Here is an 18,027-nt window from a genome sequence, read left to right on the forward strand (position 1 = left end):
TCCACATATAAGAAGCATTCAAAACTTAGTACACAAGGAAGAACAAATCATGGGCAAAATTATCGGTATTGACCTGGGCACCACCAACTCCTGCGTCGCCATCATGGAAAATGGCACGCCGAAGGTCATCGAGAATGCGGAAGGCGCGCGTACCACCCCTTCCATCATCGCCTACCAAGAAGACGGCGAAATCCTGGTTGGCGCACCTGCCAAGCGCCAGGCCGTAACCAACCCGAAGAACACCCTGTTCGCGGTGAAGCGCCTGATCGGCCGCAAGTTCTCGGAGAAGGAAGTGCAGAAGGACATCGCCCTGATGCCTTACGAGATCACCAAGGCCGACAACGGCGACGCCTGGATCGGCGTGCGCGACAAGAAACTGGCTCCGCCGCAGATCTCCGCAGAAGTGCTGCGCAAGATGAAGAAGACCGCCGAAGACTACCTGGGTGAAGAAGTCACCGAGGCCGTCATCACCGTGCCTGCTTACTTCAACGACTCGCAGCGCCAGGCGACCAAGGACGCCGGCCGTATCGCGGGCCTGGACGTCAAGCGCATCATCAACGAGCCTACCGCAGCCGCACTGGCATTCGGCCTGGACAAGACCGACAAGGGCGACCGCAAGATCGCCGTGTATGACCTGGGTGGCGGTACCTTCGACATCTCGATCATCGAAATCGCGGACGTGGACGGCGAGAAGCAGTTCGAAGTGCTGTCGACCAACGGCGACACCTTCCTGGGCGGCGAAGACTTCGACCAGCGCGTGATCGACTACATCATCGAAGAGTTCAAGAAGATCAACGGCCTGGACCTGAAGAAGGATCCAATCGCCCTGCAGCGTATCAAGGCATCGGCCGAGCGCGCGAAGATCGAACTGTCGTCCTCGCAGCAGACCGAAATCAACGAGCCTTACATCGCCATGGCGAACGGCGCTCCAGTCCACCTGAACCTGAAGATGACCCGCGCCAAGCTGGAGTCCCTGGTTGAGGAACTGATCACCGCCACCATCGAGCCTTGCCGCACCGCGATCAAGGACGCCGGCGTGAAAGTGTCCGACATCGACGACATCATCCTGGTCGGCGGCATGACCCGTATGCCTAAGGTGCAGGAAAAAGTGAAAGAGTTCTTCGGCAAGGATCCACGTAAAGACGTGAACCCTGACGAAGCAGTGGCTGTAGGCGCCGCGATCCAGGGTGCAGTGCTGTCGGGCGACCGCAAGGACCTGCTGCTGCTGGACGTGACCCCGCTGTCCCTGGGTATCGAAACCCTGGGCGGTGTGATGACCAAGATGATCCACAAGAACACCACGATTCCTACCAAGTTCTCGCAAGTGTTCTCGACCGCCGACGACAACCAGCCGGCCGTGACCATCAAGGTGTACCAGGGTGAACGCGAAATCGCCGCCGGCAACAAGGCGCTGGGCGAATTCAACCTGGAAGGCATTCCACCGGCAGCACGCGGCACGCCGCAGATCGAAGTGACCTTCGACATCGACGCCAACGGCATCCTGCACGTGGGCGCGAAAGACAAGGCCACCGGCAAGGAAAACAAGATCACCATCAAGGCGAACTCCGGCCTGTCCGAAGAGGAAATCCAGAAGATGGTGAAGGATGCGGAACTGAACGCGGAAGAAGACAAGAAGCTGAAGGAACTGGCCGAGTCCCGCAACCAGGCCGACGCGCTGGTGCACAGCACCCGCAAGTCGCTGACCGAGTACGGCGACAAGCTGGAAGCCGGCGAAAAAGAGAAGATCGAAGCTGCGATCACCGCACTGGAAGCCTCCATCAAGGACGGCGACAAGGCAGCGATCGACGCCAAAGTGGCAGCGCTGTCCGAAGCTTCGCAGAAGCTGGGCGAGAAGATGTACGCTGACATGCAGGCGCAGCAAGGCGCCGCCGGTGCCGAAGCTGGTGCAGGTGCTCAGTCCGAGTCCAAGCCAGCCCAGGACGACGTGGTCGACGCCGACTTCAAGGAAGTCAAAGACAACAAGTAAGCTTCAAATCCGGTCAACACACTGACCTGCCGAGCCGAGCATCCACCAGGGGCTCGCTCGGCTTTTTCGCATAAATTGGTACACCATGGCAAAGCGTGATTTTTACGAGATCCTCGGGGTCGCTAAGAACTCGTCCGAAGACGAAATCAAGAAAGCCTATCGCAAGCTGGCGATGAAATATCATCCGGACCGCAATCCGGATAACAAAGAGGCTGAGGAAAAGTTCAAGGAGGTCAAAGAGGCCTACGAGATGCTGACCAACCCGGAAAAACGCGAAGCGTACGACCGTTACGGTCACGCTGGCGTTGACCCGAATATGGGGGCGGGCGGCGGCGGCGGCTTCGGCGGCTTTGGCGACGCCTTCGGCGACATCTTCGGCGATATTTTCGGCGGCGGCGGCCGCGGCCGTTCCTCCGGCCCGCAGGTGTATCGCGGCGCCGACTTGCGCTACAACCTGGAAATCACCCTGGAGCAGGCTGCCCACGGCTTCGACACCACGATCCGCGTGCCGAGCTGGGACAAGTGCGATACCTGCCACGGTTCCGGCGCCAAGCCGGGCACCCAGCCGGTCACCTGCGGCACCTGCGGCGGCCACGGCCAGGTGCGCATGCAGCAGGGCTTCTTCAGCATCCAGCAGACCTGTCCGAAATGCCACGGCACCGGCAAGATCATTCCCGAGCCATGCCCATCGTGCTCCGGCGCAGGCCGCATCAAGCGCAACAAGACGCTGGAAGTGAAGATCCCGGTCGGCATCGACAACGGCATGCGCATCCGCTCCACCGGCAACGGCGAGCCAGGCACCAACGGCGGCCCGCCGGGCGACCTGTATGTGGAGATCCACATCAAGCCGCATCCGGTGTTCCAGCGCGAAGGCGACGACCTGCACTGCGAAATGCCGATCAGCTTCGCCAAGGCGGCGCTGGGCGGCGAGATCGAAGTGCCGACGCTCGATGGTAAGGTATCATTCACCATTCCGGACGGCACCCAGTCCGGCAAGACTTTCCGCCTCAAGGGCAAGGGCATCAAGGGCGTTCGTTCCGGCTATCCGGGCGACCTGTTCTGCCATGTCGCCGTTGAGACCCCGGTCAAGCTGACCGACAAGCAGAAAGAACTGCTGCGCGAATTCGAGCGTTCCACCACCGAGGGTGGTGCGAAGCATAGCCCACAGACCAAGTCCTTCATGGACAAGGTCAAAGACTTCTTCGAGTGAAAATATGAGCGACGACGTACTGAAGCACCTTCTTGAAAACAACCGTAAATGGGCCGAGGCGAAAATCGCCAAGGACCCGGAATACTTCCACGACCTGTCCAAGGTTGGCCCTGAGTACCTGTGGATCGGCTGCTCCGATTCGCGCGTACCTGCGAACGAACTGCTTGGACTGCCGCCAGGTAAAGTGTTCGTCCACCGTAACATCGCCAACGTGGTGGTGCACTCGGACCTGAATTCCCTGTCGGTGCTGCAGTTCTCGATCGAAGTGCTGAAGGTCAAGCACGTGATCATCGTGGGCCACTACGGCTGCAAGGGCGTGCACACGGCGCTGACCGGCGGCCGCGTGGGCCTGGTCGACAACTGGCTGCGCCACGTGCAGGACGTCGCGCAAAAGCACGAGCGCTACCTCGGCGCCGCCCTGGACGACGTCAGCAAGAAGAGCGAGCGCCTGTGCGAACTGAACGTAGTGGAGCAGGTGATGAACGTCTGCCAGACCACCATCGTGCAGGACGCATGGGACCGCGGCCAGGAACTCACCGTGCACGGTTTCGTGTACGGCCTGAAGGACGGCCTGCTGCACGACCTGGGCATGAACATCAGCTCCCCGGCTGATTTGCAGCCCTGTCTCGACGCCCGACTGGCGGAATACGCCAAGGCCCAGTAAGCCAGGAAGCCCGCAACCGCGGGCTTTTTTATTGCTGCCAAAAAAGCATGTACACTTCCGTGCATGCTCAAATCGATTTCCAACTTTTTCGCTTCGCTCGGCAATCCGCACGCCAGGGCAGCAGGAAAATTCCGGCCTTGCCAGCAACTCGTCGTCAAGGCGGGCGATGTGCTCGTCCAGCCGCAGCCTGACGGCCAGGCCTGGACCACACTCAAAGTCATTGCCGTGGACGGTGCAACCGCGCATTGCCTGACTTACGAACCGGTACAGCGCAAGCCGACGCTGGAATCGCTGGCGCAAGCAGTTGTCCGCATGGCGCATACGCCACGCGCAGCAGCTTCGCTGGCTGATGGGTGGGAACTGGCCGGCAACCTGCCGGCATCTGCGCGTGAGCTGCAAGGCTTGAAGTACATGGATTTCGAACTGTATGTGCGCCTGACCGGGCAGGACGTCGACGCGATCATGCGCAAGGCCGACGAGCATTTTGCGCGCGCCGGCGTGCATGCGGCGGAAGGCCGAAGCATCGAAGCGATCAACGAATACAGCAAGGCGATCGAACTCTATCCCGCCTACACGGATGCGCTGGACAAGCGCGCCTTCGCCTTCATGGAGTTGGGCCTGCACGAGAAAGCGCTGCGCGACCTTGAGGAATCGCTCTACATCAATCCCGAAGGCATGTCCGCCTTTTTCTGCAAAGGCGAATGCCTGATGAAGCTCGGCCACCTCGACGAAGCCGAAGCGATCTTCATCGAGGGCCAGGAACGCTTCCCCGACCACGCCACCCAGTTCAACGAATTCCTCAAACGCACCCGCGCCTTCGCGCTGACCGGCCGCCCCGCCTGATGGGTTAAGATAATTCGAATTCGCAACAATTCGGGGAATGAACATGACTTCAACACGTTTGCAACACAAAGCACTTGGGACCGTCCTGGGGATCGCCATGTCCCTGTTTGCAATGTCGGCGATTGCTGCCGACGAACCGGCTGATAAAGGCTCCGGCGGCGTGCACCCGGTCGCTGCCACCAAGAAGGCGGCCAAGGCAGTCGGACATACGACCAAGAAAACGACGAAAGCAATCGGCCACGGTTTCCGCGACGGGACCCGAGCGATCGGGCACGGGACGCGGAATGTGACCCGCGATATCGGCCACGCCTTCCGCGACGGTGCGCATGAGTTAACGGGCAAGAAAGATTAGCCTTCAATACATCGTGCGCCGCATGGTCCAGCGCTTCGTACAATGGGCTGATGAAAGAGAAGCCCGACGCGCAACAGCCATCCACGCTGGATGAGTGCCGCCGCTGCGACCTGTGGCGCAACGCCACGCAGCCGGTGGGCGGGCAGGGCGCGCGCCGTGCGAAGCTGATGCTGGTCGGCGAGCAGCCTGGCGACCAGGAAGATCTGGCCGGCAAACCCTTTGTCGGCCCGGCCGGCGACCTGCTCGACGCTGCGCTGGAGGCGGCTGGCATCGACCGCCGCCAGGTCTACATCACTAACGCGGTCAAGCACTTCAAGTGGGAGCCGCGCGGCAAGCGGCGTATGCACAAGACGCCAGCGCAGAAGGAAGTCGCGGCCTGCCACTACTGGCTCGAAGCCGAACTGGAAAGTGTAGGGCCGGATGTCATCGTGGCCCTTGGCGCGACCGCCCTGAAGTCCGTCCTGCAAAGCGGCAGCGTTACCCTGAAAGACTATATGGGACAGCCCGTCGAACGCGGCGGGCGCTGGATTGTCGCCACCTACCATCCCGCCTACGCACTGCGCGTTCCCAGCAGTGAAGCGCGCGCCGAGGCGCGGCAAGCCATCATCGACGCCCTTCTTGAGGCAAAGCGCCTCCTTAGCTAAGAAGACGGCTCAAGGGGATGGTCGCCGCAGCCAGCAGCGTCTGGAGCGTAATCATTGTCGCCATCAACCGTGCATCCCCGCCCAGCTGGCGCGCCATGATGTAGGCATTGGGCGCAGTCGGCAGCGCGCAATAGAAGCAAGCCGCCAGCGCGACGGGTTCCGAGACCCCGAAAGCCACACAGACGCGCGATGCCACCACGGGAAGCACGAGCAGCTTGAGGAAGGAGGCCAGGGCAAGCGCGGCGGGCCGCAAGCCGTCCAGCGAAAATACCAGCCCGCTGCCGACACACACCAGCCCGAGCGCGAGCGCCGACTTGGCCAGGATGTCCAGGGTATTCAGCACGGGAGCCGGCAGCGACAGGCCAAGCAGGCTGGCAGCGATGCCCGCCAGCGTGGACAGGATAATGGGGTTGGCGGCCAGTGTTTTCGCCACCGTGGCCAGGTCAGCCTTTCTACCGCTCCACCAGGAAAGCGCCAGGACCGAGAGCAGGTTCACCACCGGCAGGCATAAGGCCAATGCCAACATGACCAGGGCCGCCGTTTGCTGCGGGAAGAAGAGCGCAGAGACGGCAATGCCAAAGTAACTGTTCGGGCGCATCGCACCTTGCACGACGGATGACCGGCTGGCATCGGGCAGTTCGCGCCAGAACAATAGCGCCAGCAACGCAAGGCCGACGACGATGAGTGTCGGCAGTAATGTAGCCAGCGCCAGTTCGCCTACCAAGCGGCCATGGAAATCCAGCTTCGCAATGCCAGTGAACAGCAACGCCGGAAAGGCGATGTAATACGAGAATTTTTCCAGCGAAGGGAAAAAGTCGTCCGGCATCCAGTGGGCACGGCGGATCGCCACGCCCAGCAGGATGAGCAGGATCACCGGGACAATCGAGGCCAGCACGCTAGCGCCTGGCCAACTGGCGATCGTGCAAGCGCGTCAGCGTCAGCAGCGCCGCCATGCCGCCCAGCAGCGCCATGAACATGTCGGACTGGGTATCCCACGGATCGCCCTGGGTACCGAGGAATTCGTCGGCGCCCTGGCCCATCGCCAGCGCCGCGCCCCATTCAATCAGCTCATAGCTCGCGCTGATCGCCATCACAATGCAGATCACGATAAAGGCCAGCATCTTGCCCCGCTTGAGGTAAGCCCCGCGCAGCAGGATTTCGCGCGCCACCATGGCCGGCACGAATCCTTGTGCGAAATGGCCAATCTTGTCGTAAGGATTACGCGACAGCCCGAACCAGTGCTGCAAATCGAAGCCGAGCGGCACGCGGGCATAGGTGTAGGCGCCGCCCACCATCAGGATCACGCAATGCACGGCGATCAGCGCGTACAGCAAGTCGGTCATGCGGTAGCTGCGGTAAGTTGCGGCCATCAGCGGCAGGGCCACCAGGGCCGGCGCCACTTCCATCCACCAGGTGGCGCGGTCATAGGGAGCAAAGCCGGACCAGGCCAGCACAATCAGGACAAAGGCGGCCAGCGCCAGGTGCAGAGGAGCAATCGTTCGGTTCATGACCGAATAGTAACGCGAAAGCTGGCGCGGTTCTTGCAACTGGGTGGGTATGAGCCGTAATTTACGCATCGTTTTGATTCATCCGCCGCACGAAAGTGAGGCACGCGCACAGGCCTTGCACGCCGGTTTGGCGGAAGCAGGCTATGAGCTGGTCGCCTCGCTGGCGGCCGATTTCCACCTGCCCGAACACATCGCGCGCCTGCAGCCGGACATGATCATCGTCGATGCCGAATCGGATGCGCGCGACGTGCTCGAACACATCGTGATCGCCACCCGAGACGAGCGCCGCCCCATCGTCATGTTCACCGAAGACGATAAGGCTGATTCCATGGAAGCGGCAATGGCGGCGGGGGTTTCCGCCTATGTGGTGGCGGGTTTGCAGCCCGAGCGCATCAAGCCTGTGCTGGACGTGGCGCTGGTGCGCTTCAAGCGCGAAAAGAAGCTGCTGGACGAGCTGGAAGGCACCCGCCTGAAGCTGGCCGAGCGCAAGCTGATCGACCGCGCCAAGGGCATTTTCATGGCGCGCCAGGGCCTGACGGAAGACCAGGCTTTCCAGAAGCTGCGCACCATGGCCATGAACAAGAACCTGAAGCTGGCCGAATTGGCGCAGCGCATCCTGGACGCGGAGGATTTGCTCGGCTGATGCACCGTTGTGGTGCGCCGCCGGCAGGAGTGAAGTATGCAGATTGAAAAAGACATCGTCAGGATTGGCTTCAACCCGCTGACCGATTGCGCGTCGCTGGTGATGGCGTCCGTACTGGGGCTGGACCGCAAGCACGGCATCCGCATCGTCTTGAGCAAGGAGACTTCCTGGGCCGGTGTGCGCGACAAGCTGCTGACCGGCGAACTGGATGCCGCCCATGCGTTGTACGGCCTTGTCTATGCAACCCATCTCGGCATCGGATCGGCGCGGCGCGACCTGGCAATCTTGATGAATTTGAATCGCAATGGCCAGGCCATCACCCTCTCGCGCCGCCTGGTGGACGAGGGCGTGCGCGACGGCGCTGCCGTGGCGGCCCTGTCGCACGCGCGCGAGCTACGCTGGGCCCAGACTTTCCCGACCGGCACGCACGCCATGTGGCTGTACTACTGGTTGGCTGCCCACGGCGTGCATCCCTTGCGCGAAGCGCGCGTGCTGACCGTGCCGCCATCGCAGATGGCCAGCAACCTGGCTGCCGGGCATATGGACGGCTTCTGTGCCGGTGAGCCGTGGAACCACCGCGCTGTGATGGACGGCGTTGGCGTGACCATCGCCACCAGCCAGCAAATCTGGCCCGACCATCCGGAAAAGGTGCTGGCGACGACCGCCGACTTCGTGCGCCGCAACCCCAACACCGCGCGCGCCATGGTGGCCGCCGTGCTGGAAGCGAGCCGCTGGATCGACGCCAGCGCTGCCAACCGCATGGCCATGGCGGAAATCATCTCCGCCGTCCAATACGTCAACACGGGCAAGGACGTGATCTGGCAGCGCATCCTCGGCCACTACGAAGACGGCATGGGCCGCAGCTGGGAGGACGCGCACAGCATGCGTTTCCACCACGAAGGCGCGGCCAACTTCCCCTACCTGTCGGACGGCATGTGGTTCATGACCCAGCAAAAGCGCTGGGGCTTGCTGAAGGCCTCGCCGGACTACCTTGGCGTGGCGCTCAAGGTTCACCAGACCGCACTCTATAAAGAGGCGGCGGAAATAACGGAGACTCCAATCCCCGCCAGCACCTTGCGCAGTTCAGTGCTGATGGACGGAACCACCTGGGATGGCAAGGACCCCGAGCGTTATGCAGGGTCCTTCGACATCCACATGTAGCGAAGGAGAATCCATGCAGGAGCCGGCCAAGCCCTTGTCGGGCGAAGTATTTGGAGCATTGATCAACCTGTCCGGCCGACGCCGGTTTACCTCGCAAAGGCTGGTGCTGTACGCGGTGCTGGCAGCCCAGGGCCAGGAAGGCGCCGCAGAAACGGCGCGCGATGCGCTCAAGCTGTTCCGCGAAGCCCACCACACGCTGGTCAATGGCAGCGATGCGCTGCCCGGCATCTTCTGCCCCGAACTGCAGGACGCCTACCATGGCCGCTCCGACGGCGCGCGCCAGATTGCCGCCTTCATCGACCTGGCGCAGCGCGCGCTGGACAGCGGCAAGCCCGGTGCAGCGCTGGACCAGCTGGTTGCCACGGCCACGCCTGTGCTGGCGGTGCTGAACCAGATCACCGCCATCTATGAAGAGCAGTCCAAAAAGCACGCCATCCTGATGAAGAAGCAATTGCGCGGGGTGATCACGGAAATCGAGACCATTGCCCGCCAGGCCAAGATGGTCACCTTCAATGCCCGGGTGGTGGCGGCGCGCGCCGGCCACGCCGGACGTGAATTCGCGGTGGTGGCCGGCGTTCTGTCGACTATCACGACGGAAATAGACGACATGGTCAAGGCCGCGCTGCAGGCAGCCAACGCCTGAGCGCTGCACCAGCGCGTGCGCTATTGCGGTGCACCATTCTTGGGCGCGGTGCACCGGCAGATGGCGAAAATCCCCCTCCGCAGGCGCGGGCGCGCCGTTTTTCCCCCACAAAAGGGCTGGCACAGCTCTTGCAAAGCATAGGTAAAGGGTCGGTCTAACGGAGGATCGGCAAAACCGGACAACGGCGTCCGCGCAGCGCAACCTTCGATAGGTGCGGCTGTGCGGACGCCTTTTTGTTTTCAGGGATAACGACATGGCCAACAAAGCGACCAGCATCAAACTGTTTTCGTTCTCTACGCCGCAGATGCGTGCCTTCCACCTCACCTGGATGGCGTTCTTCGTCTGCTTCTTCGCATGGTTCGCCTGCGCCCCGCTGATGCCGGTGATTAAGGGCGAATTCGGCCTGACCCCGGCGCAAATTGCCAACATCAATATCGCCGCTGTTGCGATCACCATCATCGTGCGCCTGGTGATTGGCCCGCTGTGCGACCGCTACGGTCCGCGCAAGGCCTATACCGGCTTGCTGCTGCTCGGTGCACTTCCTGTGCTGGGCGTAGCCGCTGCACAGACCTACGAGAGCTTCCTGTTCTTCCGCCTCTTGATCGGCGCAGTCGGCGCAAGTTTCGTGATCACCCAATACCACACCTCCGTCATGTTCGCGCCGAACGTGGTCGGCACAGCGAATGCGGCGGCTGCCGGCTGGGGCAATGCGGGCGGTGGTGTGGTGCAGTCCACCATGCCGATGATCATGGCCGCCATGGTCATGCTGGGCGTGAACGAGACCATGGGATGGCGCGCAGCGCTGGTGGTGCCGGGCGTGCTGATGCTGGTCATGGCCTTCGTCTACTACCGCTTCACCCAGGACTGCCCGGACGGCAACTACGCCGACCTGCGCGCCGCCGGCGTCGCACTGGAAGGCGGCAAGAAGGGCGGCTGGGAAAGCTTCAAGCTGGCTGCTGCCAACTATCGCGTATGGCTGCTGTTCGTCACCTACGGCGCCTGCTTCGGCGTGGAGATCTTCATCCACAACATCGCCGCCACGTATTACGTCGACACCTTCAAGCTGTCCTTGCCGCAGGCCGGCCTGGCAGCGGGCAGTTTCGGCCTGCTGGCGCTGTTTGCCCGTGCGCTGGGCGGCTACGTGTCCGACAAGGTGGCATACCGCGGCAGCCTGAATAGCCGCGTCACCCTGTTGTTCGTGATGATGATCGGCGAAGGCTTCGGCCTGCTGATGTTCTCGCATGCCGGCAGCGTGGCTTACGCCGTTGCCTCGATGCTGGTATTCGGCCTGTTCACCCACATGGCTTGCGGCGCAACGTATGCGCTGGTGCCTTTCGTCGACAAGCGCGCCTTGGGCGGCGTGGCCGGCATCATCGGCGCCGGCGGCAACGTGGGCGCGGTTGCCGCGGGTTTCCTGCTGAAGGCCGTCGGCAACACCCAGCAGACCCTGAGCATCCTTGGCGTGATGGTTGCCGCCTCGGCCCTGTGCGCACTGGCCGCACGCTTCAGCGCCACTACCGTAGAAGAAAACAAAATCGCAGGAGCAGCAGCATGAAAAAGATCGTCGTCATCGGCCACGGCATGGTTGGCCACCAGTTCCTGAAGTCCCTGCCTGCTGGCAGCGCCCAAGTCACCATCCTGTGCGAGGAACCGCGTCCGGCATATGACCGCGTGCACCTGTCGGAATTCTTCAGCGGCAAGAGCGCAGAGGAATTGTCGCTGGTGGAAGCCGGCTTCTTCGAGCGCGACGACATGGTGCTCAAGTTGAACGGCCGCGCCGTCACCATCGACCGCGCCGCCCACACCGTGACCACCAATAGCGGTGAAGTGCTCCCTTATGACAAGCTGGTGATCGCCACCGGCTCCTTCCCGTTCGTGCCGCAGATCGAAGGCAAGGACCGCAAGGACTGCTTCGTCTACCGCACCATCGAAGACCTGGAAGCCATGCAGGAATGCGGCGCGCGCTCCAAGACCGGCGTGGTGATCGGCGGCGGCCTGCTTGGCCTGGAATGCGCCAAGGCGCTGAAGGACCTGGGCCTGGAAACCCACGTCGTTGAATTCGCACCGCGCCTGATGGCGGTGCAGGTCGATGATGGCGGCGGCCGTGTGCTGCGCCAGAAAATCGAAGACCTGGGCGTGACCGTCCACACCGGCAAGAACACCACCGCCATCGTGGCCGGTGAAAGCGGCACCCACCGCATGATGTTCGCCGACGGTACTTCGCTCGACACCGACATGATCGTGTTCTCCGCCGGCATCCGCCCACGCGACTACCTGGCGCGCGAATGCGGCCTGGAAGTCGGCCCGCGCGGCGGCATTGCGATCAACAATCACTGCCAGACCAGCGACCCGGACGTGTACGCGATCGGCGAGTGCGCGCTGTGGAACGGCCAGGTATACGGCCTGGTGGCGCCAGGCTACGACATGGCCCGCGTCACCGCGCGCCATATCAGCGGCGACGCCACCGCCGAATTCGGCGGCGCCGACATGAGCACCAAACTGAAGCTGATGGGCGTGGACGTGGCCAGCATCGGCGACCCGCATGCCAAGGCGGAGGGCGCGCGCAGCTACCAGTTCACCGACGAACGCAAGCAGGTGTACAAGAAGATCGTGGTTTCCGACTGCGGCAAGTTCCTGCTGGGCGGCGTGATGGTGGGCGATGCCGGCGAATACGGCACGCTGCTGCAAATGATGCTGAACAAGATCGAATTGCCGGAAGCGCCGGAATTCCTGATCCTGCCGCAGTCCGACGGCGCCGCCAAGCCAGGCCTGGGCGCGGATTCGCTGCCGGATTCGGCCCAGATCTGCTCCTGCAACGACGTCAGCAAGGGCGCCATCTGCGCTGCAGTGGCCAGTGGCGCCACCAGCATCGGCGCCATCAAGAAATGCTGCAACGCCGGCACTTCCTGCGGCGGCTGCGTGCCGCTGGTGACCACCATCATGAAGGCGGAGATGAAGAAGCAGGGCATGGACGTGAACAACCACGTCTGCGAGCACTTCCCGCACTCGCGCCAGGAGCTGTTCCACCTGATCCGCGTCGGCCAGATCAAGTCCTTCGAAGACCTGCTGGCACGCCATGGCAAAGGCCTGGGCTGCGACGTCTGCAAGCCGCTGGCGGCAAGCATCTTCGCCACCTGCTGGAACGACTTCGTACTGAAGAAGGAACACGCCAGCCTGCAGGACTCGAACGACTACTTCCTGGGCAATATCCAGAAAGACGGCACCTACTCGGTGGTGCCGCGCATGCCGGGTGGCGAAGTCACCCCGGAAGGCTTGATCGCCGTCGGCCAGGTCGCCAAGAAGTACGGCCTGTACACCAAGATCACCGGCGGCCAGCGCGTCGACCTGTTCGGCGCACGCGTCGAGCAGCTGCCGGCCATCTGGGAAGAGCTGATTGCCGCCGGCTTCGAAACCGGGCACGCTTACGGCAAGTCACTGCGCACTGTGAAGTCCTGCGTCGGCTCGACCTGGTGCCGTTACGGCGTGGATGATTCGGTCGGCCTGGCCATCGAACTGGAAAACCGCTACAAGGGCCTGCGCACCCCGCACAAGATCAAGTTCGGCGTGTCCGGCTGCACCCGCGAGTGCGCCGAAGCGCAGGGCAAGGACGTCGGCATCATCGCCACCGAAAAAGGCTGGAACCTGTACGTGTGCGGCAACGGCGGCATGAAGCCGCGCCATGCCGAGCTGCTGGCTTCCGACCTGGACAAGGCAACCCTGGTGGCCTACATCGACCGCTTCCTCATGTTCTACAGCCGCACCGCCGACCGCCTGCAGCGCACCAGCACCTGGCGTGAAAACCTGGAGGGCGGCCTGGATTACCTGAAGGACGTGATCATCAAGGACAAGCTGGGCATCAACGCAGAGATGGAAGAAGACATGCAGCGTGTGGTCGATACCTACGCCTGCGAATGGAAAGAAGCCGTCAACAATCCAGAAACGCGCGCCCGCTTCCGCCACTTCGTCAACAGCCCGGAAGCAGACAGCAACGTTGTCTTCATGGAGGAGCGCGGCCAGATCCGTCCCGCCACCGTGGAAGAACGCAAGACCATCCCGATCAAAGCCATCGCCTGAGGAGAGAGACCATGCACCGTGATACCCAAGCCTCCGCCTGGACCGCCGTTTGCGGCGTCGAAGAAATCGTCCCCAACACCGGCGTCTGCGCCCTGCTGCAAGGCCAGCAGGTCGCTGTGTTCCGCATGAACGACGGCGCGGAAAGCCGCGTCTTCGCGATTGGTAATTACGATCCGAATGCGGAAGCGTCCGTGCTGTCGCGCGGCCTGGTCGGCAACCTGGGCGAACGCCTGGTGGTCGCCTCGCCCATCTACAAGCACCATTTCGACCTGCAAACCGGCGAATGCCTGGAAGCGCCGGAACATTCCGTGCCAACCTGGCCCGCGCGCATCGAAGGCGGAAAGGTCTGGGTCGGGGCATGAAGCCCGCCCTGGTCGTCATCGGCAACGGCATGGCCGGCATGCGCACGGTCGAGGAGCTGCTCAAGCTCGATCGTGACATGTACGACATCACCGTTTTCGGCGCCGAGCCGCACGGCAACTACAACCGCATCCTGTTGTCGCCGGTGCTGGCGGGCGAGAAGACGGTCGACGACATCATGCTCAACACGCGCGAGTGGTATGAGCAGAACCGCATCACCCTGCATGCGGGCGACCCGGTCGAGTACATCGACCGCAAGCGCCGCCTGGTGCGCGCCCGTTCCGGCCTGGAAGTGCGCTATGACCGCCTGCTGATCGCCACCGGCTCGCGTCCCTTCATCATTCCGGTACCGGGCCACCAGCTGCCGGGCGTGCTGGCTTTCCGCGATATCCAGGACGTTGAATCGATGCTGGAAGCGGCACGCAACCATCGCCACGCGGTGGTGATCGGCGGCGGCCTGCTTGGCCTGGAAGCAGCCAACGGCCTGCAGCGCCAGGGCATGCACGTCACCGTGGTGCACGTGACGGACTCGCTGATGAACCAGCAGCTCGACAAGCCGGCGGCGCAGCTGCTGCAAAAGGCGCTGGAAGCCAAGGGCCTGGTGTTCCGCATGGAAGCGCAGACCAGCGAGATCGTCGGCACCGACCGCGTGAGCGCCGTGCGCTTTGCCGACGGCAGCGAGATTCCCGCCGACCTGGTGGTGATGACCGCCGGCGTGCGCCCCAATATCGAACTGGCCCGCCGCAGCGGCCTGCATTGCGAGCGCGCCATCGTGGTGGACGACACCCTGCAAAGTTTCGATCCGCGCATCTACGCGGTCGGCGAATGTGTGCAGCACCGCCGCGCCACCTTCGGCCTGGTGGCGCCGATCTGGGAGCAGGCGCGTGTCTGCGCCGCCCACCTGGCAGGCGCAGGGCACCGCCGCTACGTGCAGCAAGCCACCCCGACCCGCCTCAAGGTAACCGGAGTAGACCTGTACTCGGTCGGCGACTTTATCGGTGGCGAAGGCAGCGAAGACCTGGTGCTGCGCGATCCGCGCCGCGGCGTCTACAAGCGCCTGGTGCTCGACGGCGGCCGGGTCACCGGCGCCGTGCTGTATGGCGACGTGCAGGACGGGCCGTGGTACTTCGACCTGATCCAGAACCGCACCGACATCTCGTCGATGCGCAACCATCTTTTGTTTGGGCAGGCGCTTTGCGCGCAGGCTGCGTGAGAACATGATTAAGACGACGTGCGCCTATTGTGGTGTGGGTTGCGGTGTCACAGCGACGCCGCGTGGCGATGGCGGGTTTGATATTGCCGGCGACGCCGCGCATCCCGCCAACCAGGGGCGCTTGTGCGTGAAGGGCTCGGCTCTCGGCGAGACGATCGGCCTTGAAGGACGCCTGCTGTATCCGATGATGCGCGAGCGCGGCGGCGATGGCTCGCTGCAGCGCGTGGCATGGGGGGAGGCGCTCGACCACGTGGCGGACAAATGGCGCGCCATCATCGACGAGCACGGCCCGGATGCCGTGGCCTTCTATGTCTCCGGGCAGTTGCTGACCGAAGACTATTACGTCGCCAACAAGCTGGTCAAAGGTTATATCGGCAGCGCCAACATCGACACCAACTCGCGCCTGTGCATGTCGTCCGCCGTGGCCGGCCACAAACGCGCCTTCGGCGAAGACGTGGTGCCGGTCAATTACGAGGACATCGACCATGCCGACATGGTCGTCCTGGTCGGCTCCAACCTGGCCTGGTGCCACCCGATCCTGTTCCAGCGCCTGACGCGGGCGAAGGAAGCGCGTCCCGGCATGAAGATCGTGGTGATCGATCCGCGCCGCACCGCTACCTGCGAACTGGCCGACCTGCACCTGCCGATCAAGCCGGGCACCGACGTCTGGCTGTTCAACGGCCTGCTGGCCTACCTGTCCCGCATTGGCGCCGTCGACGCCGCATTCGTTGCCGCCCACACCAATGGCCTGGAGGACGCGCTGGCCGCCGCCACGCTGACGCCGGAAGAGGTGGCGCGCGCCTGCCGCCTGAACCTGCAGGACCTGATGGAGTTCTACGAATCCTTCGCCGCTACCGCGAAAGTGATCACCGGCTTCTCGATGGGTGTGAACCAGTCCAGCGCAGGCACGGACAAGGTGAACAGCATCATCAACTGCCACCTGATCGGCGGTCGCATCGGCAAGCAGGGCATGGGCCCGTTCTCGATCACCGGCCAGCCGAACGCCATGGGCGGCCGCGAAGTGGGCGGGCTGGCGAACATGCTCGCTGCGCACCTGGACCTGGATAACGCTGCCCATCGCGATGCCGTGCAAACGTTCTGGGAATCGCCGCGCATCGCATCGCGACCGGGCTTGAAGGCGGTCGACCTGTTCGAGGCAATCGAAGCCGGCAAGGTGAAAGCGGTGTGGGTGATCGCCACCAACCCGGTTGTCAGCCTGCCGAACGCCGACCAGGTGCGCCGCGCGCTGGAGCGCTGCGAGCTGGTGGTCGTCTCCGATGTCGTGCGCGACACCGACACCAATGCCTATGCCGACGTTTTGCTGCCGGCCCTGGCATGGGGCGAGAAGGATGGCACGGTCACCAACTCCGAGCGCCGCATCTCGCGCCAGCGCCCCTTCCTGCCGGCGCCGGGCGAGGCGAGGGCCGATTGGCTGATCCTGTCGCAGTTCGCGCTGCGCATGGGCTACGACGGCTTTGGCTATTCCAGCGCCGCCGAAATCTTCACCGAACACGCCCGCCTGAGCGCCTTCCGCAACGGCCCCGCCGAATTGCCGCGCGCCTTTGACATCGGCGCCCTGGCCACGCTCGGCGAATCCGCCTATGACGCGCTGCTGCCGACGCAATGGCCGGCCCCGGCGTCCGCAGCCGGCGTTGCGGCGCATGGTGCTGGCCATCCCTTCGCCGACGGCCGCTTCTCACACGCCGATGGCCGCGCGCGTTTCGTGGCCACCGTGCCGCGCTCTCCAGCCAACCTGCCGGACGTGGAATACCCGATCACCCTCAACACGGGCCGCGTACGCGACCACTGGCATACCATGACCCGTACCGGCCGCGCACCCAAGCTGGCCGACCACGTGCCGGAATCCTTCATCGACATGCACCCGCAAGATGCCCTGCTGTGCGGTGTCAAGGAAGGCGAGCTGGCGCGCGTGACAAGCCAATGGGGCAGCGTGATCGCCCGCGTGCAGCATGGCGGCGGCATCGCTCGCGGCAGCGCCTTCGTGCCGATTCACTGGAATAACCAGACCGCATCGGATGCCCGTGTTGGCGCCGTGGTGAACCCGGTGGTCGATCCAGTCTCCGGCGAACCGGAATTCAAGCACACGCCGGTGATCGTCGACCGCTTCCCGGTCAAATGGCACGGTTTCATCCTCAGCCGCGGCGCACTGCAGCTGGATGCGCTCGCCTACTGGACCAAGGTGCAAGGCAAGGATTTCCAGCGCTACGAGCTGGCTGGCCGCAACGCCATCAGCGACTTCGGACAATGGGCGCGCCAGCTGCTCGGCATTGAGGACGACGACGCCGACTGGCTCGAGTACTCCGACCGCACTTCTGGCGTCTTCCGTGCCGTGCACCTGGTCGACGACCGCATTGCACAGTGCATCTTCATCTCGGCGCGTCCCGATCTGCCTACGCGCCAATGGCTGGCCAGCCTGTTCGACAAGCCGCTGCTGGAGATCGCCGACCGGGCAGCCCTGCTGGCGGGGCGTCCGATCGCGGCAGGCGCCGACACCGGCCCGACGGTCTGCTCCTGCTTTGGCGTAGGCCGCAACACTATCTGCAATGCGATCCGCGAGCAGAACCTGACCACGCCGGCACAGATCACAGCCTGCGTGAAAGCCGGCGGCAATTGCGGCTCTTGCGTACCGGAGCTGAAGAAACTGCTGAGCGAAGTGCGTGTGGAGGAAATCGCGTAAAACCTGCCTGTGGTAGAGTTGTCATGG

Annotated in this window: 16 protein-coding genes; 14 read left to right on the plus strand and 2 right to left on the minus strand. The window is 63.4% G+C overall.

Annotation, left to right across the window (positions count from 1 at the left end):
* The first annotated feature begins 49 nt into the window (after nucleotides 1–49).
* The 6 genes from dnaK (at nucleotide 50) to GM658_RS13720 (ending at nucleotide 5,700) form a co-directional block, all read left to right on the plus strand.
* Nucleotides 50–1,987 (plus strand): molecular chaperone DnaK, encoded by a 1,938-nt coding sequence (dnaK, locus tag GM658_RS13695; protein ID WP_155454608.1) that lies wholly within the window; start codon nucleotides 50–52, stop codon nucleotides 1,985–1,987.
* An 85-nt stretch (nucleotides 1,988–2,072) separates the two neighbouring features.
* On the plus strand, nucleotides 2,073–3,197 hold the full coding sequence (gene dnaJ / locus GM658_RS13700) for a molecular chaperone DnaJ (RefSeq protein ID WP_155454609.1): 1,125 nt from the start codon (nucleotides 2,073–2,075) through the stop codon (nucleotides 3,195–3,197).
* 4 nt (nucleotides 3,198–3,201) lie between these two features.
* Nucleotides 3,202–3,861 (plus strand): carbonic anhydrase, encoded by a 660-nt coding sequence (locus GM658_RS13705; protein WP_155454610.1) that lies wholly within the window; start codon nucleotides 3,202–3,204, stop codon nucleotides 3,859–3,861.
* A 63-nt stretch (nucleotides 3,862–3,924) separates the two neighbouring features.
* Nucleotides 3,925–4,704 carry a tetratricopeptide repeat protein gene (locus GM658_RS13710; RefSeq protein WP_155454611.1) on the plus strand — a complete coding sequence of 260 codons (780 nt, stop codon included), beginning with the start codon at nucleotides 3,925–3,927 and terminating at the stop codon, nucleotides 4,702–4,704.
* Between the two features lie 97 nt (nucleotides 4,705–4,801).
* Nucleotides 4,802–5,056: a hypothetical protein gene (locus tag GM658_RS13715; protein ID WP_155454612.1), complete on the plus strand. Its 255-nt coding sequence runs from the start codon at nucleotides 4,802–4,804 to the stop codon at nucleotides 5,054–5,056.
* A 50-nt stretch (nucleotides 5,057–5,106) separates the two neighbouring features.
* Nucleotides 5,107–5,700 carry a UdgX family uracil-DNA binding protein gene (locus GM658_RS13720; RefSeq protein ID WP_155454613.1) on the plus strand — a complete coding sequence of 198 codons (594 nt, stop codon included), beginning with the start codon at nucleotides 5,107–5,109 and terminating at the stop codon, nucleotides 5,698–5,700.
* Here GM658_RS13720 and GM658_RS13725 read toward each other — a convergent pair.
* Nucleotides 5,693–6,595, minus strand: a complete 903-nt coding sequence (locus tag GM658_RS13725; RefSeq protein WP_155454614.1) for an AEC family transporter — start codon at nucleotides 6,593–6,595, stop codon at nucleotides 5,693–5,695. The two genes, GM658_RS13720 and GM658_RS13725, sit on opposite strands and share 8 nt — an antisense overlap.
* A gap of 1 nt (nucleotide 6,596) precedes the next feature.
* Nucleotides 6,597–7,208, minus strand: coding sequence for a DUF2238 domain-containing protein (locus GM658_RS13730; protein WP_155454615.1), 612 nt, complete (start codon nucleotides 7,206–7,208; stop codon nucleotides 6,597–6,599).
* A gap of 49 nt (nucleotides 7,209–7,257) precedes the next feature.
* Here GM658_RS13730 and GM658_RS13735 point away from each other — a divergent pair, with 49 nt between their 5' ends.
* From GM658_RS13735 to GM658_RS13770, 8 genes are all read left to right on the plus strand, one after another.
* Nucleotides 7,258–7,851 (plus strand): ANTAR domain-containing response regulator, encoded by a 594-nt coding sequence (locus GM658_RS13735; RefSeq protein ID WP_155454616.1) that lies wholly within the window; start codon nucleotides 7,258–7,260, stop codon nucleotides 7,849–7,851.
* 36 nt (nucleotides 7,852–7,887) lie between these two features.
* Complete coding sequence (locus GM658_RS13740) at nucleotides 7,888–9,012, plus strand: CmpA/NrtA family ABC transporter substrate-binding protein (RefSeq protein WP_155454617.1); 1,125 nt, start codon at nucleotides 7,888–7,890, stop codon at nucleotides 9,010–9,012.
* A gap of 13 nt (nucleotides 9,013–9,025) precedes the next feature.
* Complete coding sequence (locus tag GM658_RS13745; protein ID WP_229416896.1) at nucleotides 9,026–9,655, plus strand: methyl-accepting chemotaxis protein; 630 nt, start codon at nucleotides 9,026–9,028, stop codon at nucleotides 9,653–9,655.
* Between the two features lie 253 nt (nucleotides 9,656–9,908).
* Nucleotides 9,909–11,210: an MFS transporter gene (locus GM658_RS13750; protein ID WP_155454619.1), complete on the plus strand. Its 1,302-nt coding sequence runs from the start codon at nucleotides 9,909–9,911 to the stop codon at nucleotides 11,208–11,210.
* Complete coding sequence (nirB, locus tag GM658_RS13755; RefSeq protein ID WP_155454620.1) at nucleotides 11,207–13,729, plus strand: nitrite reductase large subunit NirB; 2,523 nt, start codon at nucleotides 11,207–11,209, stop codon at nucleotides 13,727–13,729. Before GM658_RS13750 ends, nirB begins: the two co-directional genes overlap by 4 nt.
* An 11-nt stretch (nucleotides 13,730–13,740) precedes the next feature.
* Nucleotides 13,741–14,091, plus strand: a complete 351-nt coding sequence (gene nirD / locus GM658_RS13760) for a nitrite reductase small subunit NirD (protein WP_155454621.1) — start codon at nucleotides 13,741–13,743, stop codon at nucleotides 14,089–14,091.
* Nucleotides 14,088–15,302, plus strand: coding sequence for an NAD(P)/FAD-dependent oxidoreductase (locus GM658_RS13765; RefSeq protein ID WP_211841863.1), 1,215 nt, complete (start codon nucleotides 14,088–14,090; stop codon nucleotides 15,300–15,302). Before nirD ends, GM658_RS13765 begins: the two co-directional genes overlap by 4 nt.
* A 4-nt stretch (nucleotides 15,303–15,306) precedes the next feature.
* A complete protein-coding gene (locus GM658_RS13770) occupies nucleotides 15,307–18,000 on the plus strand; it encodes a nitrate reductase (RefSeq protein WP_155454623.1) in 2,694 nt (897 codons plus the stop codon).
* Nucleotides 18,001–18,027: the final 27 nt, after the last annotated feature.

The organism is Massilia eburnea (assembly GCF_009720745.1).
In the GTDB taxonomy this organism is placed as follows: Bacteria; Pseudomonadota; Gammaproteobacteria; order Burkholderiales; family Burkholderiaceae_D; genus Rugamonas; species Rugamonas eburnea.